The sequence below is a fragment of the Flavobacterium psychrophilum DSM 3660 = ATCC 49418 genome (genome assembly GCF_002217405.1).
Classification (GTDB): domain Bacteria; phylum Bacteroidota; class Bacteroidia; order Flavobacteriales; family Flavobacteriaceae; genus Flavobacterium; species Flavobacterium psychrophilum.
In genome coordinates this window covers 61,820-86,344 of record NZ_MUHE01000030.1, presented here as the reverse complement: position 1 = coordinate 86,344, position 24,525 = coordinate 61,820, and the positions used below count along the sequence as shown (strand labels likewise).

Sequence of the window (24,525 nt, the reverse complement as noted above, 5' to 3'; positions counted from 1 at the left end):
ACAGGAAATAGCTCCCAAAAAAAATTAATACTGATTTGTAGCTAACAAAACCAAGGTACAAGCCTCTTCTACTTTAATCCCGTTTGCTTTTAGCAACTGATAAAATTCAGGATTCTCTGTACCCGGATTGAAAATAACACGTTTGGGTTTAGTTTCTAATATGTAGTTGTAATAATCACGCTGACGTGTTGGGTTTAAATATAATGTTACCGTATGAATACTAGCTAACGGAATATTTTTTGTCCTAATATTTATCCCTGCCACTTCGCCAGTATTTTGACCAATGGCAATTACCGAATGTCCTTTTTCTACTAACATGGTTACTGCCTTAAATGCGTATCTTTCTGGTTTTGTTGAAGCACCAAGTACCAATGTTTTTTTATTGCTCATTATTATGTGTGTTTTTTATACAAAAGTACTCAAAATTGTGGCTTTCCCTAAAATTATATATCTTTATACAATATTGATGTTTTGGTAATCACCGAAAAGTTATAAACATTTACTTTTATACAAAAAAAATGGAATTATTTATTTACTTATTCTTCGCCTTATTTTCTGTACTAAATCCAATAGGAACCATTCCTATTTTTGTTGGACTTACACAACATGATGACAAAAAAGAACGTTCTAGAATATCTCTCTGGACATCTATAAATGTTTGTGTTATATTAATTATTTCTTTTTTTGTAGGTCAGTACATCCTTTCCTTTTTTGGGATTACGATAAATGCGCTACGAATTACTGGCGGAATTATAATTGCGAGTTCTGGTTTTTCCTTACTTTCTGGAAAATTTAGCAAAAAAAGAGGTATTGGCAAAAAAGTTAAATCTGATGTAGAAAACAGAAATGACATTGCACTTACACCACTTGCCATGCCAATGCTTGCGGGACCTGGATCTATGTCGCTACTTATTGCTTTCTACCAAGAGCATCACACGAGCAATGAGATGATTATATCATCGGGAGCAATTATAGTTGTTTCGTTAAGTATTTATTTGGTTTTAAGAAGTGCGCATTACCTTTCTAAAATACTAGGTGCTTCTGGAATTGTAGCTATCTCTAGAATTGTAGGTTTTTTAACTATTGCTATTGGGGTACAATATATAATTAGCTCTATTTTAAGTATTGTGAGAGGCATTTAAATAATTTCAAATTACGAATTACGAGAAATTATAATTCGTAATTTGAAATTCGTAATTAATTTACTCTTTTGGCAAGAAAATTTCTGCCATCATACAACGTGCGCTTCCGCCGCCACAAGCTTCTATGGTGTCTAGGCTTGAGCTTAGTATTGTAATGTGTTCCTCTAGTTGTGCGATTTGTTTTTTTGTTAAACTTTTGTGTGCCGATGCGCTCATAATCAAGTAACGACGTTCGTCTGCCCCTTGTATTTCGAGCATATTTCCTGCAAAATTGTTCATTTGATCTTCTGTGATTAGAACAATTTCCTTTCCGTCAGATTTCAGACTATCGAGAACCATTTTTCGTTCTTTTTTATCATCGATACAATCTGCACAAATAACTGCAAAAGTATCGGCAACACACATCATAACATTGGTATGATAAATTAGTTTTCGTTCGTTCTCTACTGTTTGAAAAGCTTCGAAGATAACTGGTGTATATTCGAAATCTTCACAAAACTCTATAAATAATTCTTCGTCTGCACGAGGCGAAAGTGCGCAATAGGCTTTGTCGTTTTCTCTATCTAAAACAATACTTCCTGTTCCTTCTAGAAAAAAACCATCTTCTTCTGCCGAGGAATAATCCATAATTTCATTAACCAGAAAACCTTTGTCTTCTAGAATATCTAAAATTTCTTCACGGCGTTCTAATCTTCTGTTTTCGGCAAACATAGGATATAGAGCTACATCGCCACTTTCGTGAAAAGAAATCCAATTGTTAGGAAAAATAGAATCTGGTGTACTTGGTTCTAGCGTGTCATCGACCACAGTGACATCGACACCAACCATTCGTAATTTATTTACGAAAGTATCAAATTCTTCTTGTGCTTTGGCATTTACTGTTTCTGGCGAGAGTCCATCTATTACTTTTTGATAATAATTATTTACGGCCGTTTGTTCGTTCATACGAAACGCTACTGGGCGAATCATGAGTATGGAGTTTGTAGTTTGTTTCATTTCTTTTGTTGTATGTTATAAGTTCTGGGTTGTAAGTTTTTGAGTATGGTAAAATTTATAGTTTCTAATTCTCATCGAGATATTTAATAAAGTTATAAATTTTGGCGCTCAATTCGTGGTTCTTACTAATAAACTCGTGATTATTTTGAATAATTTCTGGATACAATTTAGATGTTTTTCGATATGAAATATTATTTCTAGACAACTAGCCTAAGAATAGGCAAGAAATTTTATAAGATCTGCTTTATATCTTTTTCTTTCATAACCTTCAACGATATTAGTTGGAACCGAATCTGAAGACCTTCTTAATTGACTTCCCAATTTGTACATTTCGTGTTTTGGTAGTTTTAAAGGATAAGAATGGCATTTATAAAACAAATCTAAACCTAAATTATAGACATCCAAATCCTTATAGGTTTTCATTTTTTTGTTGTAGGTTATAAGTTGTTTCAAGTTCAGGTTTTTATATTTCACTAAAAATACTAAAGCCGTTATATGTTTTTTTTTATAAATGTTGTATTGTATAATTATATGTTCATTTTTACTCGACACAAAACTTACAACCTACAACCCTAAGCTAATCTCTAATTAAGGGCAATGTTGAGCAACGCAACAATCCTTCTTGTTTGGCAATTTCGGCATACGGAATTTCTTCGACAGTAAATCCGTTATCACGAAGCCAAGTGTTTAATCTTGTGAAATTTTTCTCAGAAACTACAACATCTGGTGCAATAGAAAAGACGTTTGAATTCATATTATACATCTCGTCTCTAGTGATATGAAATAGGTTTTCTTTGCCAAAAAGGTTTACTAAGAACATATAATCTGCTTCTTCACGGAAGCCACTTTTGTAAATAATTCCTTTGCCGTTTCCTACTGGCTGAAAACAACAATCTAAATGCAAAGCATTATCATGGGCTTCTATTTTAGATTTTACAAGGTCGAATTCTTTGACTATTTTATTTGGGAATAATTTTTTAATATAATTTACCCCTTCCATATTGGTACGTGCCGTAATGTAATCTTTGTAGTCTGAACCTTTATAAGTTCCTATAAAAATATACTCATTATGCAACATAACATCGCCTCCTTCTATATGTACTTCTTCTGGCGGGCGAACCACTTTTGCTGGATTTATTTGATCTATTACATACTGAATAGCATCTAATTCTCTTTCTCTATCAGGCAAAATATTGGCTTTTATAAAAACATCATCTATCACAAAACCAATATCCCGAGTGAATATTTGGTTGTAATTTGATATTGTTTCTGGTCGATATACTTTGACATCATACTTCTGAAAGACTTTGTTAAAAGCTTCCATTTCGTTTGTCATATCTTCTTCAACAGGATAGGTTCCTGCCAAAATGTGTTCTAGAGATTTGGGGTCGTAGGCTTCATGAGCAGTTGGTGTTGGTCCATTATTTACTGCAGATCCTAATACGACTGCTCTTAATCTAGAAGATTCGTTTTTTACGTTTAATTGTAGCATAAATTAGCTTTTGGCTTGTAAGCAAATATAAAAATAGCTTCCCGATTATGAGAAGCTTTTTGTTTAATTTATAAAGAAATTATCGCTTTTCTACGGCAACAAAATCTCGTAAGGGATGTCCTGTATAAACTTGACGTGGACGACCAATAGGCTCTTTGTTTTCACGCATTTCTTTCCATTGTGCTATCCAGCCTGGCAAACGACCTATGGCGAATAATACGGTAAACATATCTGTAGGAATTCCTAATGCTCTGTATATAATTCCTGAGTAGAAATCGACATTTGGGTATAATTTTCTTGACACAAAATACTCATCTACTAAGGCTGATTCTTCTAGTTTTTTTGCGATTTGAAGGATTGGATCATCTACCCCTAAAGTTCTTAAAACTTCGTCGGCTGCTTTTTTGATGATTTTTGCTCTTGGATCGAAGTTTTTGTAAACTCTATGTCCGAATCCCATGAGGCGAAATTCGTCGTTTTTGTCTTTGGCTTTTGCTAAATATTTTTCGGCATCTCCTCCGTTTTTTTGAATTTCTTCGAGCATTTCTAATACTGCTTGGTTTGCACCTCCATGAAGTGGCCCCCAAAGTGCTGAAACCCCTGCTGAGATTGATGCAAACAATCCTGCATGAGATGAGCCTACCATTCTTACTGTTGATGTAGAACAGTTTTGCTCGTGGTCTGCATGAAGTATAAATAACTTATCTAAAGCAGCGACAATAACTGGGTTTGCTGCATAAGGGCTTGTAGGTAATCTAAACATTAATTGCATAAAATTTTCTACATATCCTATTGTATTGTCGTAGTAGTTTAGCGGATACCCCATGCTTTTTCTAAATGTCCAAGTGGCAAGAACTAGAAATTTACCCATAGTTTTACAAACAGCCTCATACATTTCTTTTTCGTTTTCTACATTAACCACTTTTGGGTTAAATGCTGTTAAGGCACTTGTTAGCGAAGACAAAACACCCATTGGGTGTGCTGTTTTAGGAAAACCATCGATGATGTTTTTCATTTCTTCGTTTACTAATGTGTATTTACGAATATTGTTTTCAAAACGTTCTAATTCTGCTTTTGTAGGTAATTCCCCAAAAATAACTAGGTAGGAAACTTCAAGAAAATCTGCTTTATCAGCTAGATCTTCTATTGAATATCCTCTGTAACGTAGAATTCCTTCTTCGCCGTCTAGGAATGTTATTTCTGATTTACAAACTCCTGAGTTTTTGTAACCTGGATCCATGGTTATGGCACCTGTTAAATCTCTTAGCTTGCTAATATCTATGGCGACTTCGTTTTCGCTTCCTGTTATTGTAGGAAATTCATACTTTTTGCCATCAATTTCTATTGTTGCTGTATTTGACATAATATATTATGGGAGTTTATCTAATTATAATTTAACAAAGCTATGAAATTACTTATTAATTAAAAAAGAATTCAGGTAAGGTTTTAGTTAAATAATTGATAAAAACGATTTTATTTTGAATTTAATGGTTTGAGGAAAGTGCTTATTGAAATAAATTAGTTTTTTTTTGAACTTTGCAAGTTTTATAGGTTGATTTTAGTTTTTTTGTTGAGACTAAAAACTATATCTTTTTATCCTTTTTATTATTGAATTTACCGCAATGAGAAGTTGTATCGAGTTATTGAGATTCTCGTTGCTAGCAATAATAATATACCTACCGAATATTAGAGTGTTTTTGAATAATGAATGTTGCTGTTTTAGCCCCGATTGAAGCGGAAAGCTACGAAGCGAAAAAAACTAATTTTTCTTGCAACAACAGAGCGACCAAAGGAAGCTCCTGTTGTTGTTTAGAAAAATAGTTTTTTGAGTGAGTACTTGTAGCGTAAAGCGGGATTGGCTCCTAATTACAATGTTTTTATTTTTTGAATGCTTTTGCGCCTGGAAAATAAGCTACATCGTTTAATTCTTCTTCAATACGCAGTAATTGGTTGTATTTTGACATACGGTCTGAGCGTGATGCGGAACCTGTTTTTATTTGTCCGCAGTTTAGTGCTACGGCTAAATCTGCAATGGTGTGGTCTTCTGTTTCGCCTGAACGGTGTGACATTACTGAGGTATAGCCTGCATTGTGTGCCATATTTACGGCTGCAATAGTTTCGGTTAAGGTACCTATTTGGTTTACTTTTACTAGGATTGAATTGGCTATTCCTTCTGAAATTCCGCGTGACAAACGGGTTACATTGGTTACAAATAAATCGTCTCCGACGAGTTGTGTTTTGTGTCCGATTTTTTCGGTTAGGTATTTCCAACCCGCCCAATCGTCTTCTTGCATTCCGTCTTCGATAGAAATAATTGGGTATTTTGAAGCCAATTCGGCTAGATAGTCTGCTTGTTCTTCTGAGGTTCTTATTTTTCCTGTTGTGCCTTCGAACTTTGTATAGTCGTATTTTCCGTTGACATAAAATTCTGATGCGGCACAGTCTAGTGCAATCATGATGTCATCGCCAAAAGTATATCCTGCGCTTTGAACTGCTTTTTTGATAGTCTCTAAAGCATCTTCTGTTCCCCCAGCTAAGTTAGGTGCAAAACCGCCTTCGTCTCCTACTGCTGTTGATAGGCCTCGGTCGTGTAATACTTTTTTTAGATGGTGAAAAATTTCGGTCCCCATTTGCATGGCTTGTGTAAAAGAGGCTGCTTTTACTGGTATTATCATAAATTCCTGAAATGCTATTGGTGCATCGGAATGGGAACCGCCGTTGATGATATTCATCATAGGAACGGGTAATGTGTTTGCAGAAACGCCTCCAATGTATCTGTATAATGGCAATCCTAATTCGTTTGCTGCGGCTTTTGCTGCGGCTAGTGAAACCCCTAGAATGGCATTTGCGCCTAGGTTTGATTTGTTTGGTGTTCCGTCTAGATCGATCATGATTTTGTCGATTAGATTTTGTTCGAAAACAGAGGTTCCAAGTAATTCTGATGCTATTATTGTGTTTACATTTTCTACAGCTTTTAGGACTCCTTTTCCAAGATAAGCTTTGCCTCCATCACGCAATTCCATCGCTTCGTGTTCGCCTGTTGATGCTCCTGAAGGTACTGCTGCACGTCCTAAAACTCCGTTTTCGGTTACTACATCGACTTCGATTGTTGGATTTCCTCTTGAATCGAAAATTTGTCTTGCGTGAATTTTGATAATTATGCTCATTATAGTTTTAGATTTATGATTTTAGACTTTAGATTTATTACAAATATAATTTAGTTTTTTGAAAGTTTTATATTTTCAATAAATTCATCAAATAAATAACTAGAGTCGTGTGGGCCAGGACTTGCTTCTGGGTGGTATTGCACTGAAAAACAGTTTTTGCTTTTCATTCGCATACCTGCAACGGTACCGTCGTTTATGTGTAAATGGGTGATTTCTAAGTCAGGATGATTGTCTAATGCTTCTTTATTGACAGCAAATCCGTGATTTTGCGAGGTGATTTCTCCTTTTCCTGTTATTAGATTTTTAACTGGATGATTTATTCCTCTATGTCCGTTGAACATTTTATAAGTAGACACTCCATTGGCCAAGGCAATGACTTGGTGCCCCAAACAGATTCCGAAGAGTGGATTGTTGTTTGCGATAATTTCTTTTGCAACCGAAATGGCACTTTCTAGAGGGTCTGGATCGCCAGGTCCGTTAGACAAGAAATAACCATCTGGATTGAATTCCTTTAAATCTTGATATTTCGCATTGTATGGAAAGACTTTGATATAACAATCTCTTTTGGCAAGATTACGAAGTATATTGGTTTTTATTCCTAAATCTAGAGCTGATATTTTATATTTTGCATTTTCATTTCCATAAAAATACGGTGTTTTTGTAGATACTTTTGATGCTAGCTCTAATCCTTTCATGTCTGGAATTTGAGCCAATTGCTTTTTAAGTTCTTCTATTGATGTTCCGTCGGTTGATATGACTGAGTTCATGGCTCCGTTGTCACGAATGTAACTTACGAGTGCACGAGTATCTACATCAGAAATACAAACTAAGTTTTGTTTTTTGAAATAATCAAATAGATTACTTTCTGAATCTGGACGGGAATGAAAATTGGAAAAGTTTTTGCAAACTAATCCTGAAATCATAATTTTATCTGATTCTACTTCAGCTGCATTTACGCCATAGTTTCCTATGTGTGCATTGGTGGCTACCATTATTTGTCCGAAATAAGACGGGTCGGTAAATATTTCTTGGTATCCTGTTGTTCCTGTATTAAAACATACTTCGCCGAATGTGGTGCCGCTTATTCCGATAGATTTACCGTGAAAGATTGTTCCGTCACTTAGTAATAATATTGCGGCTTGTTTTGTTGTGTGTTGCATTGTTATATTTAGTTGTGGTGCAAAAATAAAGTTTTTTTCTTAATTAAACCATAAAAGATATCTAAGGAAATACAAGTATTCGAATAATTTACTAGCTAGCCCTGATGGAAGTGGAAATCCTTTATACACTAAACAGGTTTTTAAAAACCTATTTAGTGTATAAAGATTGTAACGACAGCAGGAATATGGTTTGCTGGTAAAGTCCCGAGCCTTTCGCTCCTCTTCTTATTAGATTTAGTGCTATAAAAAAAAAGGATAAACTAGTAAAAGTTTATCCTTAATATTTATGAACTGAATGTCATATTATTCTGCACTATCAGTAGTTTCTTCAGTTGTGTTAGCTGGAGCTTCGGTAGTTGGTTCAGCTTTTTTAGCTTTTCCACCACGACGGCTTTTAGTTTTCACTTCTTCTTTTTTACCACCGTTGTATAGTTCGTTGAAATCTACTAATTCGATCATCGCCATATCTGCGTTATCTCCTAAACGATTACCTAATTTGATAATACGTGTGTATCCTCCTGGACGATCACCTACTTTAGCTGCTACGTCTCTGAACAAGTCAGTTACTGCATATTTGCTACGTAAGTAAGCGAAACATATACGACGATTGTGGGTTGTATCGTCTTTAGATTTTGTGATAAGCGGCTCAACAAATTGTTTAAGCGCTTTTGCTTTAGCGACAGTAGTGTTAATACGTTTGTGCTCGATTAGAGAACAAGCCATATTGGCAAGCATTGCTGCTCTGTGCCCTTTTTGTCTGCTTAAGTGGTTGAATTTTTTTCCGTGTCTCATGACCTGTTTTTTTTAAACCTTCATCTTGCTACAATCCTCTTTGGAGAGCAAAATATGAAGTAATTTATTCTTTATCTAATTTGTATTTTGCTAAATCCATTCCGAAGGTTAAATTTTTAATAGCGACTAGTTCGTCTAGTTCTGTTAAAGATTTTTTACCAAAATTACGAAATTTCATTAAGTCATTTTTGTTGAATGATACTAAGTCACCTAATGTATCAACTTCAGCTGCTTTTAAGCAATTTAATGCTCTTACAGAAAGATCCATATCTACAAGCTTAGTTTTAAGCAGTTGTCTCATATGTAATGACTCTTCGTCATAAGATTCTGTTTGGGCTATTTCATCAGCTTCAAGTGTAATTCTTTCGTCAGAGAACAACATGAAATGGTGAATTAATACTTTTGCAGCTTCAGTAAGGGCATCTTTTGGATTAATAGATCCGTCAGTTTTTATTTCAAAAACTAATTTTTCGTAATCTGTTTTTTGCTCTACACGGAAGTTTTCAATTGCATATTTCACATTCTTTACTGGTGTAAAGATAGAATCGGTAAAAATAGTACCAATTGCAGCATTTTGTTTTTTGTTTTCTTCAGCTGGAACATATCCTCTACCTTTTTCGATAGTCATTTCCATGTTAAAGTTCACTTTACTGTCCAAGTTACAAATCACCAATTCTGGGTTTAATACTTGAAAACCAGAAATATATTTTTGGAAATCACCAGCAGTAATTTGATTTTTTCCTGAGATTGCAATGGTAACAGATTCGTTATCTATGTCTTCTATTTGACGTTTGAAACGCACTTGTTTAAGACTAAGAATAATTTCTGTAACATCTTCAACAACTCCAGGAATAGTTGAGAATTCGTGATCTACACCTTCTATACGGATAGATGTGATTGCGTAACCTTCTAAAGCAGAAAGTAAAACTCTTCTAAGTGCGTTACCAACTGTTAATCCGTAACCAGGTTCTAAAGGTCTGAATTCAAACTTACCTTCAAAATCGGTTGAATCGATCATGATAACTTTATCGGGCTTCTGAAAATTAAATAATGCCATAAATTATAAGACTGATGTCAATTATTATTTGTTGTACAATTCGACGATTAGTTGTTCTTTAATGTTTTCTGGGATTTGCAATCTTGCAGGAACAGAAACAAAAGTTCCTTCCATTTGTGCAGTATTCCAAGTAATCCACTCATAAACATGACTTGAATTAGATAAAGAACGGTCGATAGCTTCTAATGATTTAGATTTTTCACGAACAGCAACTTTGTCACCAGGTTTTAAATGGTATGAAGGTACATTGACAAGTTCACCGTTTACGGTCACGTGTCTGTGAGAAACGATTTGCCTTGCTGCTCTTCTAGTTGGAGCAATACCCATTCTGTAAACGACGTTATCTAAACGTGCTTCACATAATTGCAAAAGGATTTCACCTGTTACACCTTTTGAAGCTGCCGCTTTTTTAAATAAACCTCTGAACTGTTTTTCTAAAATTCCGTAAGAATATTTAGCTTTTTGTTTTTCCATTAACTGGATCGCAAATTCAGATTTTTTTCCTCTTTTTTTAGCCATCCCGTGTTGTCCGGGTGGGTAATTTCTTTTTTCGAATGATTTATCATCTCCGAAAATAGCTTCGCCAAATTTACGAGCTATTCTTGTACTTGGACCAGTATATCTTGCCATTTCTAAAAATTTAATTAAGATAGAGATTATGAATTCAGGTCATATCCTTCGATAATCTAAAATTCTACCTATTATACTTACTATTATAAAATTATACTCTACGTCTTTTTGGAGGACGACACCCGTTGTGAGGAAGTGGGGTAACATCGATAATCTCTGTTACTTCAATTCCAGCATTGTGTAAAGATCTGATGGCAGACTCACGTCCGTTTCCTGGTCCTTTTACATATACTTTCACTTTTTTCATACCAGCTTCCATCGCTACTTTAGAACAATCTTCAGCAGCCATTTGAGCAGCATACGGAGTGTTCTTTTTAGAACCTCTAAAGCCCATTTTACCAGCTGACGACCAAGAAACAACTTCTCCTTTTTTGTTTGTCAAAGAAATGATGATGTTGTTAAAAGTTGCACTAATATGAGCTTCGCCTATTGACTCTACTATAACTTTACGTTTTTTTGTACTTGCCTTAGCCATACTACTTATTATTTAGTTGCTTTTTTCTTGTTCGCAACAGTTTTTCTTTTACCTTTTCTAGTTCTAGAATTGTTCTTAGTTCTTTGACCTCTTAATGGAAGCCCAGATCTATGACGAATTCCTCTGTAACACCCAATATCCATTAAACGTTTAATATTTAATGAAACTTCTGAACGCAATTCCCCTTCTATTTTATAAAAAGAGACTGCCTCACGGATACCACCGATTTCGTCATCATTCCAATCTTGTACTTTTTTGTCTTGACTAACTTGAGCTTTTTCTAAAACCTCAATAGCTCTGCTTCTACCTACTCCGAAGATATAAGTTAATGCAATAACACCTCTCTTATTTTTGGGAATATCTACCCCTGCTATTCTTGCCATAATTATCCTTGTCTTTGTTTAAATCTAGGATTCTTTTTGTTAATAACGTACAATCTCCCTTTTCTACGTACAATTTTGCACTCGGGACTTCTCTTTTTTACTGATGCTCTTACTTTCATTTTTTAGTATCTATAAGTAATTCTTGCTTTTGACAAATCGTAAGGACTCATTTCAAGTTTCACTTTATCACCAGGTAATAATTTGATGTAATGCATGCGCATTTTTCCTGAAATGTGAGCAATAACGATATGCCCATTTTCTAATTCAACACGGAACATCGCATTTGATAACGCTTCGATGATAGCTCCGTCTTGTTCTATTGCTGATTGTTTTGCCATATTAAGCTATTGCTTTTCTGTTTTTACCACTTTTCATTAAACCGTCATAATGTTTGTTTAACAAATATGAATTGATTTGCTGAACTGTGTCTATTACAACACCAACCATAATTAATAGCGATGTACCTCCGAAGAAATGTGCCCATTGTGTCTGAACACCCATTAAACTTACAACAATAGCTGGGAACACAGCAAGTAGCGCAAGACATAATGACCCTGGAAAGGTAATCAAAGACATAATATGATCTAAGAAATCTGCAGTTTCCACACCTGGCTTAACACCCGGTATAAACCCACCACTTCTTTTTAAATCATCTGCCATTTTATTAGTTGGAACTGTAATTGCGGTGTAAAAGTAGGTAAAAATAACGATTAATAATGCAAATAATAAATTATACTCCCAACCAAATACATTTTGAAATCTTGAAGCTATTGATTGTGCCGTTTCAGATTTTGATAATCCTGCAACAGCAGCTGGTATAAACATGATTGCTTGAGCAAAAATGATTGGCATAACCCCTGAAGCATTTAGCTTTAACGGAATAAATTGTCTGTCTCCACCTAGCAAATCTTGTTCTAAATCTCCTGTTACTGAACGACGAGCGTACTGAACAGGTATCTTACGAACAGCCATAACTATTAAAATACAACCAATAATTACCAACAACCAAAGAATAATTTCAAGAACAATTAACATTATTCCTCCTGTATTATTTGTTGTTACAGATGAAAATTCCTGAATAAATGCTTGAGGCATTCTAGCAAGAATCCCTGCCATAATCAACAACGATATACCGTTACCTATCCCTTTATCAGTTATTTTTTCACCTAACCACATTGCGAAAATTGTTCCTGTAGCTAATATTATTACAGAAGAAAAAATAAATGCTGGAGAATTACCTAACAAAAATGCGTCTTGCGGCAAAGTTCGGTAGAGGTTATAAATATAACCCGGCCCCTGAACTAATGTAATACCAATAGTTAACCATCTTGTTATTTGATTCATCTTTTTCCTACCACTTTCTCCTTCTTTTTGTAGTTTTTGCAGATAAGGAATTGCAATTCCCATAAGCTGCACTACAATTGAAGCAGAAATATAAGGCATTATTCCTAATGCAAAGATAGAGGCATGGGAAAAAGCACCACCAGTAAACACATCGATCAACCAACCAATACCTTTATCTGTTTGGTTTGTTAAATTTTGCAATTTAGTTATATCTATTCCTGGCAAAGGAACTTGGTTACCAAAACGATAAACCAACAGAAATCCTAATGTAATTAGGATTCTGTTTTTTAGTTCCTCAATTTTCCAAACGCTTAAAAACGATTCAATAAGTTTTTTCATCGTTTAGAAAATTACAATTCTATAGCTTCCCCACCAGCAGCTTCAATAGCGGCTTTTGCAGTAGCAGTAAATTTATGTGCGCTAACTTTTAATTTTGCTTTAAGCTCACCTCTACCTAAAATTTTAACAACTTCAGTTTTAGTAGCCAAACGGCTTGTAATAAATACCGCCATATCGACAGTATCGGTAACAATACCATTATCAACAAGTAATTGAAGATTATCAAGATTAACTCCTTGATATTCAATTCTGTTGATATTTGTGAAACCAAACTTAGGAACACGTCTTTGAAGTGGCATTTGCCCTCCTTCAAAACCAATCTTTTTAGAATACCCAGAACGAGATTTTGCTCCTTTGTGACCTCTTGCAGAAGTACCACCTTTTCCAGAACCTTCTCCTCTACCTAATCTTTTGTTTTGATTATGTGTTGAACCTTCAGCTGGTTGTAAATTACTTAAATTCATAACAGTGTTTGGTTATTTAGCTTCTTCTACAGAAACTAAGTGTTTAACTTTGTTTATCATCCCAAGGATAGTTGGATTTGAATCATGCTCTACAACTTGACCCATTTTACGTAGACCTAAAGCTTCTAATCCTCTTTTTTGATCAAGGGGACAGTTGATTTTACTTCTAACTTGTTTTACTAATAATTTAGCCATAATTTCCTTGAATTAACCTTTAAATACTTTCTCTAATGAAATCCCTCTTTGTCTAGACACCGTATAAGCACTTCTCATTTGCAATAATGCATCGAAAGTTGCTTTTACCACGTTGTGTGGATTAGAAGATCCTTGAGATTTTGATAATACATCGTGAATACCCACAGATTCAAGGACCGAACGAACGGCACCACCTGCAATTACTCCAGTACCATGGGAAGCTGGCATCAAATTTACTCTAGCTCCACCAAATTTACCTTTTTGCTCATGAGGAACTGATTTTCCACTCAAAGGAATTTTTACTAAATTTTTCTTAGCATCTTCTACTGCTTTCGCAATTGCTTCAGAAACATCTTTAGATTTTCCTAATCCATGTCCTACCACTCCGTTCTCGTCTCCCACTACTACAATTGCAGAAAAACCAAAAGCTCTTCCTCCTTTTGTAACTTTAGTCACACGATTTACACTTACCAAACGATCTTTTAATTCAAGACCGCTAGGTTTTACTAACTCTACGTTTTTGTATTTATGATACATAATTTCTTAGAATTTTAATCCGGCTGCTCTCGCACCTTCTGCTAATGATTTGACACGACCGTGGTATAAATAACCACCTCTATCGAAAGTAACTGTATCAATACCTGCTTTTAATGCTGTTTCACCTATTAGTTTCCCAACGGCAATTGCAACTTCAATTTTAGTACCTGTATTCACACCTTTTTCACGTGATGATGCAGTAGCCAGTGTTACACCGTTTACATCGTCAATCAATTGAGCGTAAATTTCTTTGTTACTTCTGAATACAGATAAACGAGGTCTTGCAGCAGTTCCGCTAACAATTTTTCTAATTCTGTACTGTATTCTCTGTCTTCTATCAGATTTTGTTAATGACATAATCTTAATTTTTAAGCTGATTTACCTGCTTTTCTTCTTAATACTTCACCTACGAATTTAACACCTTTTCCTTTGTATGGTTCTGGTTTGCGGAAACCTCTGATTTTCGCAGCCACTTGACCTAAAAGTTGTTTATCGAATGAAGTTAATTTTACAATTGGGTTTTTACCTTTTTCAGATATTGTTTCTAAAGTAACTTCAGATGCAATTTCTAAAACGATGTTGTGAGAAAATCCTAAAGCTAAATCAAGTTTTTGACCTTGATTAGACGCTCTATATCCTACTCCAACAAGCTCTAACTCTTTTGTAAAACCAGTAGATACACCAGCAACCATGTTATTGATTAAAGCTCTATACAATCCGTGTTGAGCTCTTTCTTGTTTGCTATCAGCAGCTCTTTCTACAATAACTTGACCTTCTTCAACCTTTACAGTTACATTGTTGGTATAGTTTTGCGTAAGTTGCCCTAATTTCCCTTTTACAGTAACGATAGAGTTATTTACTTCTACAGTTACTCCTGCTGGAATTGCAATTGGATTTTTACCTATTCTTGACATTTCTAGTAGTCTATTATTAGTATACGTAACAAATTACTTCTCCACCAACATTGAGTTGCTTAGCTAACTTACCAGTCATAAGACCTTTTGAAGTTGAAACGATAGCAATTCCTAATCCGTTAAGGATTCTTGGTATTGTAGAAGAACCTGAATACTTACGTAAACCTGGTTTACTAATTCTTTGGATATCTCTAATTACTGACTCTTTAGTAACTTTATCGTACTTTAGAGCGATTTTGATTGAACCCTGAACAGCGTTGTCTTCAAACTTGTAACTTAAGATATATCCTTGATCGAATAAAATCTTTGTGATCTCTTTCTTCATGTTAGATGCTGGAATCTCAACCACTTTGTGGTTTGCCTTCGCTGCATTTCTAACTCTCGTAAGATAATCTGCAATTGGATCTGTATACATTATGTATCAATTTGCGGTTATGGTTTTCAACTGACACTCATCAAATGAACCTTTAACCAGTTTATACTTGTTTAATCAAAATCTCAAATCACGAATTTGTTTAATTTAAATTCGTGATTTGAAATTATAATTGAATTTTACCAAGAAGCTTTTTTAACTCCAGGTATCAATCCGTTATTTGCCATTTCACGAAATGTAACACGTGAAATACCGAATTGACGCATATAACCTCTTGGCCTTCCTGTTAGTTTGCAACGATTGTGCATACGAACTGGTGAAGCATTCTTCGGTAATTTCTGCAAACCTACGAAATCTCCAGCTTCTTTCAAAGCTTTTCTTTTCTCAGCATATTTAGCTACCGTATTTTCTCTTTTTACCTCACGGGCTTTCATTGATTCTTTAGCCATGTCTTAGTTCTTTTTAAATGGTAATCCCAATTCAGTTAATAATGACTTTGCCTCTTTGTCTGTGGTAGCAGATGTTACGAAAGTAATATCCATACCTGAGATTTTATTTACTTTATCAATATCAATTTCCGGAAAAATTATTTGTTCTAAAACACCAAGATTATAATTTCCTCTTCCGTCGAAACCCGTAGCTTTAATACCACTAAAATCTCTTACACGTGGCAAAGATGAAGTTACTAATCTATCTAAGAATTCATACATTCTTTCTCCACGAAGTGTTACTTTTGCACCAATTGGCATTCCTTTTCTCAATTTGAAAGACGCAACGTCCTTTTTAGAGATAGTAGCTACCGCTTTTTGTCCAGTAATTTTCGTTAACTCTTCTACAGCATAATCGATCAATTTCTTGTCTGATACTGCTGCACCAACTCCTTTACTAATCACGATTTTTTCAAGTTTTGGAACTTGCATTACGTTTTTGTAACCGAATTCTTCCGTAAGAGCAGAGATAACTCTACTCTTATATTCTTCTTTTAGTCTAGGTATATAAGCCATTACTATAGTACTTGATTAGATTTTTTTGAAAATCTTACTTTCTTATCTCCTTCAACTCTAATTCCTACTCTTGTAGCTTCCTTAGTTTTAGGATCTATTAGAGAAACGTTAGATATTTGAATAGGAGCTTCTTTCTTAACGATACCACCTTGAGGGCTTTTTGCACTTGGTTTAGTATGTTTCGAAACCATGTTTACACCTTCAACTATCGCCTTATTTTTCTCACGATCTACCTTTACAACTTTACCTTCAGCACCTTTATGGTCTCCAGCAATAACTCTAACGATATCTCCTGTTTTTATTTTTAACTTTATCATCTTAATAAATAATTAAAGCACCTCTGGTGCTAATGATACAATTTTCATGAATTGTTTTTCACGAAGCTCTCTTGCTACAGGACCAAAAACGCGAGTTCCTCTCATTTCTCCAGCAGCATTTAACAACACGCAAGCGTTATCGTCGAATCTGATGTAAGAACCATCGGCTCTTCTCACTTCTTTTTTAGTACGTACAACAACTGCAGTTGAAACAGACCCTTTTTTAACGCTTCCGTTAGGGGCTGTATCTTTGATTGAAACTACAATTTTATCTCCAACAGATGCATACCTTCTTTTGGTACCACCTAATACACGGATTGTCAAAACTTCTTTTGCTCCTGTGTTATCTGCGACTCTTAGTCTTGATTCTTGTTGTACCATAATTATTTAGCTCTTTCAATGATTTCAACTAATCTCCAACATTTAGATTTTGATAAAGGTCTTGTTTCCATGATCTTTACTGTATCTCCAACGTTACAGTCATTTGTTTCGTCGTGTGCTACAAATTTCTTTGTTTTTAACACGAACTTACCATATAATGGGTGTTTTACTCTAGTTACTTGTGCAACAACAATAGATTTATCCATTTTGTCTGAAGTAACCACACCAATTCTTTCTTTTCTTAAATTTCTTTTATCTTCCATCTTTCGCAGAATACAAATTATAGTAGCTCTCTTTTGCTAATTTCAGTGGCAATTCTTGCAACTGAACGTCTTAAACTTCTTATTTGAAGTGGGTTCTCGATTGGCGAAATTGCATGAGCGATTTTTATATCGCTATACGTTTTCTTTAACTGAACTAATTTAGCTTGTAACTCAGCAGCAGATAGATTTTTAATTTCTAATTGTTTCATAATTATATTTATTATGCTTCGAAATCTCTAGCAACGACGAATTTAGTTTTACATGGAAGTTTTTGCGCTGCAAGACGTAACGCCTCTTTTGCAACTGACAAAGGCACTCCTCCAACTTCAAACATAATTCTTCCTGGTTTAACAACAGCAGCCCAGTATTCAACTGCACCTTTACCTTTACCCATACGTACTTCAAGAGGCTTCTTTGTTATTGGTTTGTCTGGGAATATTTTGATCCATAATTGACCTTCTCTTTTCATAAAACGAGTTGCAGCAATACGTGCAGCTTCGATTTGACGTGATGTTAAAAACATTCCATCTTCATGAACAGATTTAATTCCAAACATTCCATTTGAAAGTTCATGTCCTCTTTGAGAATTTCCTTTCATTTTACCTTTCTGTACCTTACGGTATTTTGTTCTTTTAGGCTGTAACATTTTTCTTTAAATTTTTAAATTTACTTTCTTTTACGAGCGTCTGGTTTTCCACCTTTGTTAAAAGGTTTTCTATCTCCCCTAGGAGAATCTCCACCTTTTCCACCACCTTGACCAGCTTGTTTTTTGTCCATGCCTGCAAGTGGAGAAAGATCTCTTTTTCCATAAACTTCACCTTTCATGATCCACACTTTGATACCCATTCTACCGTAAGTAGTATGCGCTTCAGCCAAAGCGTAATCAATATCGGCTCTGAAAGTTGATAAAGGAACTCTTCCTTCTTTGAAACCTTCCGAACGTGCCATTTCAGCACCATTCAAACGACCAGAAATCAAAACTTTAATTCCTTCTGCATTCATACGCATAGAGGCTGCGATTGCCATTTTGATTGCTCTTCTGTACGAAATACGGCTTTCAATTTGACGACAAATGCTAGTAGCAACTAAAAATGCGTCTAGTTCAGGTCTTTTTATTTCAAAGATGTTGATTTGAACCTCTTTGTCAGTAACTTTCTTAAGTTCCTCTTTCAACTTGTCTACCTCTTGGCCACCTTTTCCGATAATAATACCAGGTCTAGCAGTAGTGATAGTAACGGTTACAAGCTTCAAAGTTCTCTCGATGATTACTTTTGATACACTAGCTTTTGATAAACGAGCGTGGATATACTTTCTGATTTTGTAGTCTTCAGCGATTTTATCACCGTAGTCATTACCACCATACCAGTTAGAGTCCCATCCTCTGATGATACCAAGTCTATTTCCAATTGGATTTGTCTTTTGTCCCATCTTAATTAATTGCTTGTGTGTTATTAATAGATTCCAACACGATTGTTACGTGGTTAGAACGTTTTCTAATTCTATGTGCTCTACCTTGCGGAGCTGGACGAAGTCTTTTCAACATCATTCCACCATCAACAGTGATAGTTTTTATAAATAAGCCTGCTTCTTCCATATTAGCTTCAGGGTTTTTTGCTTGCCAGTTAGCAATTACAGATAAAACCAATTTTTCTAATTTTCTTGAAGCTTCTTTAGAGCTAAATCTTAATATATTAAGTGCTCTATCCACTTTCTGACCTCTTACCAAGTCCGCAACTAAGCGCATTTTTCTAGGTGAAGTAGGGCAGTTATTTAACTTTGCGAAAGCAATAGACTTATTAGCCTCTTTTCTCGCGTCTGCTGTTTCTCTTTTACGAACTCCCATTGCTTCTTATTTTTTACCTTTATTTTTTGCTCCAGCGTGACCTCTAAATGATCTTGTTGGTGAAAATTCTCCCAATTTGTGACCTACCATATTTTCAGTAACATAAACCGGTACGAATTGACGACCGTTGTGAACTGCAATAGTTTGACCTACAAAATCTGGAGTAATCATAGATGCTCGAGACCAAGTCTTTACAACACCTTTGTTTCCACCTGCAATATTCTCTTGAACTTTCTTGTCTAATTTATAGTGTACGAAAGGTCCTTTTTTTAATGAACGTGCCATATCTTATTATTTCTTTCTACGTTCTACAATATACTTGTTACTTGGGTTTTTCTTAGAACGAGTTCTATAACCTTTAGCTGGGATACCATTTCTAGAACGTGGGTGACCTCCTGAAGAACGTCCTTCACCACCACCCATTGGGTGATCGACAGGGTTCATTGCAACTGGTCTTGTTCTTGGTCTTCTACCTAACCATCTAGTTCTACCCGCTTTTCCAGATACAATTAATTGATGATCAGAGTTCGATACAGCTCCAATAGTTGCTGAACAAGTAAGCAAGATTAATCTTGTTTCACCTGAAGGCATTTTAATTGTTGCGTATTTCCCATCTCTTGCCATTAACTGAGCAAATGTTCCAGCTGAACGAGCAATAACAGCTCCTTGACCTGGACGTAACTCGATACAAGATATTACAGTTCCTAATGGAATTTTACTTAATGGCAATGTATTTCCAATTTCTGGCGCTGAACCTTCTCCTGAAACTACTTTTTGACCAACTTGCAATCCGTTTTGAGCAATAATATATGTTTTCTCTCCATCAGCGTAAGCTAACAAAGCGATAAATGCAGTTCTGTTTGGATCGTACTCGATAGATTTTACTGAAGCTGGAATTCCATCTTTAGTTCTCTTAAAATCGATAATACGATAACGCTGCTTGTGACCACCACCCGTATAACGCATGGTCATCTTTCCTTGACTATTTCTACCGCCTGAGTTTTTTATCGGTGCGATCAATGAACGCTCCGGCTTATCAGTTGTAATGGCGTCAAAACCATTCACAACTCTAAAACGCTGACCCGGGGTAATAGGTTTTAATTTTCTTACTGACATCTTATTCTATTAGATATTGTTGTAAAAATCGATTGTTTCTCCTTCTTGCACTTGAACAATTGCTTTTTTATAAGCATTTGTTTTTCCAGTAATCAATCCACTTTTTGTGTATTTAGTCGATCTATCCGGACGCACATTCATTGTATTTACATCAACAACTTTAACACCATAAGCAGCCTCAACAGCTTTCTTAATTTGCACTTTGTTTGCTTTTTTATCTACAACGAAGCCAAAACGGTTGAATACTTCACCTGCTTTGGTCATTTTTTCTGTTACGATAGGTTTAATTATGATACTCATGGCCTATTATTTACTTAAATTTTCTTCAATTCCTTCTAAAGATCCTTCTAAAAGAACTAAATTATTTGCGTTTAATATCGCATAAGTACTTAATTCTGAGTTAGTTAACGCGTTAGTCGCTTTTAAATTACGTGACGACAAATATACATTTTTATTTGAATCACCCAATACGAATAAAGATTTTTTATCTTCTAACCCTAACGCTTTCAAAACATTAATGAAATTTTTAGTATTTGGAGCCTCGAATACAAAATCTTCAACTACTATAATATTTGCTTCTTGTGCTTTGATTGAGAAAGCCGATCTTCTAGCCAAACGTTTTACAGTTTTATTCAATTTAAATGAATAACTTCTTGGACGCGGACCAAAAACTCTACCTCCACCTTTAAACAATGGATTCTTTGCACTACCCGCACGAGCAGTTCCAGTTCCTTTTTGTTTTTTTATCTTACGAGTACTTCCAGCAACTTCAGCTCTTTCTTTAGCTTTATGAGTTCCTTGTCTTTGATTTGCTAAGTATTGCTTAACATCAAGATATACTGCGTGCTTATTAGGCTCGATTGCGAAAACTGAATCAGATAGTTGAACTTTTCTGCCAGTTTCTTTTCCGTTGATATTTAAAACTTTTACTTCCATTACTTCTGAATGATTACGTAAGAGTTGTTACATCCAGGAATACATCCTTTAATAACAAGTAGATTCTTTTCAGCAACTACTTTTAAAACTCTTAGATTTTGTACTTTTACATTATCTCCACCCATTCTACCAGCCATTCGCATTCCTTTGAATACTCTAGATGGATAAGAAGAAGCTCCTACAGACCCTGGCGCTCTTAAACGGTTGTGTTGTCCGTGAGTTGCTTGTCCTACACCACCAAAACCGTGACGTTTAACTACACCCTGAAAACCTTTCCCTTTAGACACACCTTGTATATCTACAAACTCTCCTTCAGAGAACAAATCTACAGAGATAACATCTCCTAATTTGTGCTCACTTACAAAATCTTGAAATTCAACGACTTTTTTCTTAGCAACAGTTCCAGCTTTTTTAAAGTGACCTAAGTCAGCTTTAGTAGAATGTTTCTCGTTCTTGTCATCGAAACCAAGTTGTAAGGCCTCATACCCGTCAACACCAATGGTTCTGACTTGGGTAACTACGCATGGTCCTGCTTCAATAACAGTACAAGGAATATTCTTCCCGTTCTCGTCAAAGATGCTAGTCATGCCAATTTTTCTTCCGATTAACCCAGACATATTTAATTAATTATAATTACTACTTATTATTTTTTGAGTGTGCAAAAGTAGGGATTAAGTTTTGATTATCAAAACTTAATCCCTAAATACTTTTTTAGCTAACTAATTATACTTTTATCTCTACTTCAACCCCGCTTGGCAACTCTAATTTCATTAGAGCGTCAATTGTTTTTGATGAAGAAGAATAAATGTCGATTAATCTCTTATATGACATCACTTCAAATTGTTCTCTCGCTTTTTTGTTAACGTGTGGAGAACGTAATACAGTGAAAAGTTTTTTGTGAGTAGGTAACGGAATTGGACCAGTTACAACAGCACCTGTACTTTTTACAGTTTTTACAATCTTTTCAGCAGACTTATCTACTAACATATGATCGTAAGATTTCAATTTTATTCTGATTTTTTGACTCATTTTCTTAAGAATTAGGCGTTACCTTTTGCTTTTTTAATTACCGCTTCTGAAATATTAGAAGGTGTTTCTGCATAGTGTGAAAACTCCATAGTTGAAGTTGCTCTACCAGATGACAATGTTCTTAATGTAGTTACATAACCAAACATTTCTGATAAAGGCACATCAGCCTTAATTGTTTTAGCACCATTTCTGTCACCCATGTCATTTACTTGACCTCTACGACGGTTGATATCACCTACGATATCTCCCATGTTTTCTTCAGGAGTAATGACTTCCATTTTCATGATTGGTTCAAGAACAATTGCACCAGCAGCTTTAGCTACTTCTCTATAACCCATTCTAGCTGCAAGTTCGAAAGAAAGTGCATCTGAATCGACTGGGTGAAAAGATCCGTCTAATAAAGTTACTTTCAAACTATCTACTTGGTATCCTGCAAGAGGACCAGTTTTCATAGCTTCACGGAAACCTTTTTCTACAGATGGAATATATTCTTTAGGAACGTTTCCACCTTTTACTGCGTTAATAAATTGCAATCCAACAGCTGGCTTACCATCTACTTCGTCTGCAGGCTCTAATTTAAATACGATATCACCGAATTTACCACGACCTCCAGATTGTTTTTTGTAAGTTTCTCTGTGTTGTGCAGATTTTGTAAACGCTTCTTTGTATTCAACTTGAGGCTCACCTTGGTTTACTTCAACTTTAAATTCACGTTTCATTCTATCAACAAGGATATCTAAGTGAAGCTCACCCATACCTGATATAATAGTTTGCCCCGAAGCTTCGTCAGTTCTTACTGTAAATGTAGGATCCTCTTCAGCTAATTTAGCTAAAGCCATACCCATTTTATCTACGTCAGCTTTTGTTTTTGGTTCGATAGCGATACCAATTACTGGTGCTGGAAATTTCATTGACTCAAGAATAATTGGGTGTTTTTCATCACACAATGTATCTCCAGTTTTAATATCTTTAAATCCAACTGCTGCTCCAATATCACCTGCTTCAATATATTCGATTGGGTTTTGTTTGTTAGCGTGCATTTGGTAGATACGAGAAATTCTTTCTTTGTTTCCTGAACGAGTGTTCAAAACATAAGAACCTGCATCTAAACGTCCTGAATAAGCACGGAAGAAAGCCAAACGACCTACAAAAGGATCGGTAGCAATTTTAAATGCTAAAGCAGCGAATGGCTCTTTTACATCTGGCTTACGCAAAATTTTAGTTTGATCTTCTTCTAACAAATCAGCATCATCAGGATGAATTCCTTCAATACCTTCTTTATCCATTGGAGATGGCAAATATTTACATACTGCATCTAACATGAATTGAACTCCTTTGTTTTTGAAAGAAGATCCAGCAATCATAGGAATGATTGCCATATCCATTACAGCTGCTCTTAAAGCCACGTTGATTTCGTTTTCGGTAATTGAAGATTCATCTTCCATGAATTTTTCAAGCAAATTCTCATCATAAGAAGCTACTGCTTCGATAAGAATTCCTCTGTATTCTTTAACTTCAGCAAGCATGTCCTCAGGAATAGGCACAACCTCGTAAGTTGCTCCCATACCTGCATCATCCCAAACAATAGCTTGGTTACGCACTAAATCTACAACTCCTTTGAAATCATTTTCTTCACCAATTGGCAAAGTGATTGCAACTGCGTTAGATTTTAGCATGTCTCTTACTTGTTGACAAACCATCAAAAAGTTAGAACCTTGTCTGTCCATTTTATTAACGAATCCAATACGTGGCACACGATATTGATCTGCTAATCTCCAGTTAGTTTCTGATTGAGGCTCAACACCATCTACGGCAGAAAATAAGAAAACTAGACCATCTAGTACACGCAAAGAACGGTTTACTTCAACTGTAAAGTCAACGTGTCCTGGGGTATCGATAATATTAAAGTGGTAAGGCAATGTTTCAGGTAACATTTTTCCTTGAGTAGTTGGAAAATTCCATTCGCAAGTAGTTGCAGCAGAAGTAATTGTAATACCTCTTTCTTGCTCTTGCGCCATCCAGTCCATTGTTGCAGCACCATCGTGTACTTCACCAATTTTGTGTGATTTTCCTGTATAAAATAAGATACGCTCTGTTGTTGTTGTTTTACCAGCATCAATATGAGCAGCGATTCCTATGTTTCTTGTATATTTAAGTTCTCTAGCCATTTCTTAAG

The 24,525-nt window shown here is 35.3% G+C and carries 38 protein-coding genes; 1 reads left to right on the top strand and 37 read right to left on the bottom strand.

Annotation, left to right across the window (positions count from 1 at the left end):
- Positions 1-24: 24 nt before the first annotated feature.
- Positions 25-390 carry a CoA-binding protein gene (locus B0A57_RS08670; RefSeq protein ID WP_011963434.1) on the bottom strand — a complete coding sequence of 122 codons (366 nt, stop codon included), beginning with the start codon at positions 388-390 and terminating at the stop codon, positions 25-27.
- A gap of 128 nt (positions 391-518) precedes the next feature.
- On the opposite strand from B0A57_RS08670, the gene B0A57_RS08665 reads away from it, so the two are divergent.
- Complete coding sequence (locus tag B0A57_RS08665) at positions 519-1,142, top strand: MarC family NAAT transporter (RefSeq protein WP_011963435.1); 624 nt, start codon at positions 519-521, stop codon at positions 1,140-1,142.
- Positions 1,143-1,202: 60 nt separating this feature from the next.
- On the opposite strand, the gene ctlX is transcribed toward B0A57_RS08665, so the two are convergent.
- From ctlX to fusA, 36 genes are all read right to left on the bottom strand, one after another.
- Complete coding sequence (gene ctlX, locus B0A57_RS08660; RefSeq protein ID WP_011963436.1) at positions 1,203-2,138, bottom strand: citrulline utilization hydrolase CtlX; 936 nt, start codon at positions 2,136-2,138, stop codon at positions 1,203-1,205.
- Between the two features lie 210 nt (positions 2,139-2,348).
- Positions 2,349-2,591, bottom strand: coding sequence for a four helix bundle protein (locus B0A57_RS12320; RefSeq protein ID WP_227032596.1), 243 nt, complete (start codon positions 2,589-2,591; stop codon positions 2,349-2,351).
- 124 nt (positions 2,592-2,715) lie between these two features.
- Positions 2,716-3,630, bottom strand: a complete 915-nt coding sequence (locus B0A57_RS08650) for a dimethylarginine dimethylaminohydrolase family protein (RefSeq protein WP_034099267.1) — start codon at positions 3,628-3,630, stop codon at positions 2,716-2,718.
- 79 nt (positions 3,631-3,709) lie between these two features.
- A complete protein-coding gene (locus B0A57_RS08645) occupies positions 3,710-4,993 on the bottom strand; it encodes a citrate synthase (protein ID WP_011963440.1) in 1,284 nt (427 codons plus the stop codon).
- 514 nt (positions 4,994-5,507) lie between these two features.
- The gene (gene eno, locus B0A57_RS08640) at positions 5,508-6,797 is read right to left on the bottom strand and encodes a phosphopyruvate hydratase (RefSeq protein ID WP_011963441.1); all 1,290 of its coding nucleotides are present in this window, start codon (positions 6,795-6,797) and stop codon (positions 5,508-5,510) included.
- Between the two features lie 50 nt (positions 6,798-6,847).
- Positions 6,848-7,957 (bottom strand): glutamine-hydrolyzing carbamoyl-phosphate synthase small subunit, encoded by a 1,110-nt coding sequence (carA, locus tag B0A57_RS08635; protein ID WP_038466081.1) that lies wholly within the window; start codon positions 7,955-7,957, stop codon positions 6,848-6,850.
- Between the two features lie 303 nt (positions 7,958-8,260).
- Entirely contained in the window at positions 8,261-8,749 is a 489-nt protein-coding gene (gene rplQ, locus B0A57_RS08630) for a 50S ribosomal protein L17 (RefSeq protein WP_011963444.1), read from the bottom strand.
- Positions 8,750-8,813: 64 nt separating this feature from the next.
- Positions 8,814-9,806 carry a DNA-directed RNA polymerase subunit alpha gene (locus B0A57_RS08625; RefSeq protein WP_011963445.1) on the bottom strand — a complete coding sequence of 331 codons (993 nt, stop codon included), beginning with the start codon at positions 9,804-9,806 and terminating at the stop codon, positions 8,814-8,816.
- 24 nt (positions 9,807-9,830) lie between these two features.
- Entirely contained in the window at positions 9,831-10,436 is a 606-nt protein-coding gene (gene rpsD / locus B0A57_RS08620; protein WP_011963446.1) for a 30S ribosomal protein S4, read from the bottom strand.
- A 91-nt stretch (positions 10,437-10,527) separates the two neighbouring features.
- A complete protein-coding gene (gene rpsK, locus B0A57_RS08615; protein WP_011963447.1) occupies positions 10,528-10,911 on the bottom strand; it encodes a 30S ribosomal protein S11 in 384 nt (127 codons plus the stop codon).
- Between the two features lie 8 nt (positions 10,912-10,919).
- On the bottom strand, positions 10,920-11,294 hold the full coding sequence (gene rpsM, locus B0A57_RS08610) for a 30S ribosomal protein S13 (protein WP_011963448.1): 375 nt from the start codon (positions 11,292-11,294) through the stop codon (positions 10,920-10,922).
- A 2-nt stretch (positions 11,295-11,296) separates the two neighbouring features.
- Complete coding sequence (gene ykgO / locus B0A57_RS08605) at positions 11,297-11,413, bottom strand: type B 50S ribosomal protein L36 (RefSeq protein WP_008992256.1); 117 nt, start codon at positions 11,411-11,413, stop codon at positions 11,297-11,299.
- Positions 11,414-11,416: 3 nt separating this feature from the next.
- Positions 11,417-11,632 (bottom strand): translation initiation factor IF-1, encoded by a 216-nt coding sequence (infA, locus tag B0A57_RS08600; RefSeq protein ID WP_011963449.1) that lies wholly within the window; start codon positions 11,630-11,632, stop codon positions 11,417-11,419.
- Position 11,633: 1 nt separating this feature from the next.
- Positions 11,634-12,977, bottom strand: a complete 1,344-nt coding sequence (gene secY, locus B0A57_RS08595) for a preprotein translocase subunit SecY (RefSeq protein ID WP_011963450.1) — start codon at positions 12,975-12,977, stop codon at positions 11,634-11,636.
- A gap of 11 nt (positions 12,978-12,988) precedes the next feature.
- Entirely contained in the window at positions 12,989-13,441 is a 453-nt protein-coding gene (rplO, locus tag B0A57_RS08590) for a 50S ribosomal protein L15 (RefSeq protein ID WP_011963451.1), read from the bottom strand.
- A gap of 12 nt (positions 13,442-13,453) precedes the next feature.
- On the bottom strand, positions 13,454-13,636 hold the full coding sequence (rpmD, locus tag B0A57_RS08585) for a 50S ribosomal protein L30 (protein WP_011963452.1): 183 nt from the start codon (positions 13,634-13,636) through the stop codon (positions 13,454-13,456).
- Positions 13,637-13,648: 12 nt separating this feature from the next.
- Positions 13,649-14,173 (bottom strand): 30S ribosomal protein S5, encoded by a 525-nt coding sequence (gene rpsE / locus B0A57_RS08580; RefSeq protein WP_011963453.1) that lies wholly within the window; start codon positions 14,171-14,173, stop codon positions 13,649-13,651.
- A 6-nt stretch (positions 14,174-14,179) separates the two neighbouring features.
- Positions 14,180-14,530 (bottom strand): 50S ribosomal protein L18, encoded by a 351-nt coding sequence (gene rplR, locus B0A57_RS08575; protein ID WP_011963454.1) that lies wholly within the window; start codon positions 14,528-14,530, stop codon positions 14,180-14,182.
- An 11-nt stretch (positions 14,531-14,541) separates the two neighbouring features.
- A complete protein-coding gene (gene rplF, locus B0A57_RS08570) occupies positions 14,542-15,087 on the bottom strand; it encodes a 50S ribosomal protein L6 (RefSeq protein ID WP_011963455.1) in 546 nt (181 codons plus the stop codon).
- A 16-nt stretch (positions 15,088-15,103) separates the two neighbouring features.
- Entirely contained in the window at positions 15,104-15,502 is a 399-nt protein-coding gene (rpsH, locus tag B0A57_RS08565; protein ID WP_011963456.1) for a 30S ribosomal protein S8, read from the bottom strand.
- A 137-nt stretch (positions 15,503-15,639) separates the two neighbouring features.
- Positions 15,640-15,909 (bottom strand): 30S ribosomal protein S14, encoded by a 270-nt coding sequence (gene rpsN, locus B0A57_RS08560; protein WP_011963457.1) that lies wholly within the window; start codon positions 15,907-15,909, stop codon positions 15,640-15,642.
- A gap of 3 nt (positions 15,910-15,912) precedes the next feature.
- Complete coding sequence (rplE, locus tag B0A57_RS08555; RefSeq protein WP_011963458.1) at positions 15,913-16,464, bottom strand: 50S ribosomal protein L5; 552 nt, start codon at positions 16,462-16,464, stop codon at positions 15,913-15,915.
- Positions 16,465-16,466: 2 nt separating this feature from the next.
- Entirely contained in the window at positions 16,467-16,781 is a 315-nt protein-coding gene (gene rplX / locus B0A57_RS08550; protein WP_011963459.1) for a 50S ribosomal protein L24, read from the bottom strand.
- A 12-nt stretch (positions 16,782-16,793) separates the two neighbouring features.
- Entirely contained in the window at positions 16,794-17,162 is a 369-nt protein-coding gene (rplN, locus tag B0A57_RS08545) for a 50S ribosomal protein L14 (RefSeq protein WP_011963460.1), read from the bottom strand.
- A 2-nt stretch (positions 17,163-17,164) separates the two neighbouring features.
- Positions 17,165-17,425 (bottom strand): 30S ribosomal protein S17, encoded by a 261-nt coding sequence (rpsQ, locus tag B0A57_RS08540; RefSeq protein ID WP_011963461.1) that lies wholly within the window; start codon positions 17,423-17,425, stop codon positions 17,165-17,167.
- A gap of 17 nt (positions 17,426-17,442) precedes the next feature.
- A complete protein-coding gene (rpmC, locus tag B0A57_RS08535; protein ID WP_011963462.1) occupies positions 17,443-17,634 on the bottom strand; it encodes a 50S ribosomal protein L29 in 192 nt (63 codons plus the stop codon).
- An 11-nt stretch (positions 17,635-17,645) separates the two neighbouring features.
- On the bottom strand, positions 17,646-18,071 hold the full coding sequence (rplP, locus tag B0A57_RS08530; RefSeq protein WP_011963463.1) for a 50S ribosomal protein L16: 426 nt from the start codon (positions 18,069-18,071) through the stop codon (positions 17,646-17,648).
- Between the two features lie 20 nt (positions 18,072-18,091).
- Positions 18,092-18,853 (bottom strand): 30S ribosomal protein S3, encoded by a 762-nt coding sequence (gene rpsC / locus B0A57_RS08525; protein WP_011963464.1) that lies wholly within the window; start codon positions 18,851-18,853, stop codon positions 18,092-18,094.
- A gap of 1 nt (position 18,854) precedes the next feature.
- Positions 18,855-19,268 carry a 50S ribosomal protein L22 gene (gene rplV, locus B0A57_RS08520; RefSeq protein WP_034099280.1) on the bottom strand — a complete coding sequence of 138 codons (414 nt, stop codon included), beginning with the start codon at positions 19,266-19,268 and terminating at the stop codon, positions 18,855-18,857.
- Between the two features lie 6 nt (positions 19,269-19,274).
- Complete coding sequence (gene rpsS, locus B0A57_RS08515; protein WP_007136562.1) at positions 19,275-19,553, bottom strand: 30S ribosomal protein S19; 279 nt, start codon at positions 19,551-19,553, stop codon at positions 19,275-19,277.
- Positions 19,554-19,559: 6 nt separating this feature from the next.
- Entirely contained in the window at positions 19,560-20,384 is an 825-nt protein-coding gene (rplB, locus tag B0A57_RS08510) for a 50S ribosomal protein L2 (protein ID WP_011963466.1), read from the bottom strand.
- A gap of 9 nt (positions 20,385-20,393) precedes the next feature.
- Positions 20,394-20,684, bottom strand: coding sequence for a 50S ribosomal protein L23 (rplW, locus tag B0A57_RS08505; RefSeq protein ID WP_011963467.1), 291 nt, complete (start codon positions 20,682-20,684; stop codon positions 20,394-20,396).
- Positions 20,685-20,690: 6 nt separating this feature from the next.
- Entirely contained in the window at positions 20,691-21,320 is a 630-nt protein-coding gene (rplD, locus tag B0A57_RS08500) for a 50S ribosomal protein L4 (protein WP_034099283.1), read from the bottom strand.
- On the bottom strand, positions 21,320-21,937 hold the full coding sequence (gene rplC, locus B0A57_RS08495) for a 50S ribosomal protein L3 (RefSeq protein WP_011963469.1): 618 nt from the start codon (positions 21,935-21,937) through the stop codon (positions 21,320-21,322). Before rplC ends, rplD begins: the two co-directional genes overlap by 1 nt.
- Positions 21,938-22,043: 106 nt before the next feature.
- On the bottom strand, positions 22,044-22,349 hold the full coding sequence (rpsJ, locus tag B0A57_RS08490) for a 30S ribosomal protein S10 (protein WP_011963470.1): 306 nt from the start codon (positions 22,347-22,349) through the stop codon (positions 22,044-22,046).
- An 11-nt stretch (positions 22,350-22,360) separates the two neighbouring features.
- The gene (gene fusA, locus B0A57_RS08485; protein ID WP_034099285.1) at positions 22,361-24,517 is read right to left on the bottom strand and encodes an elongation factor G; all 2,157 of its coding nucleotides are present in this window, start codon (positions 24,515-24,517) and stop codon (positions 22,361-22,363) included.
- Positions 24,518-24,525 lie beyond the last annotated feature (8 nt).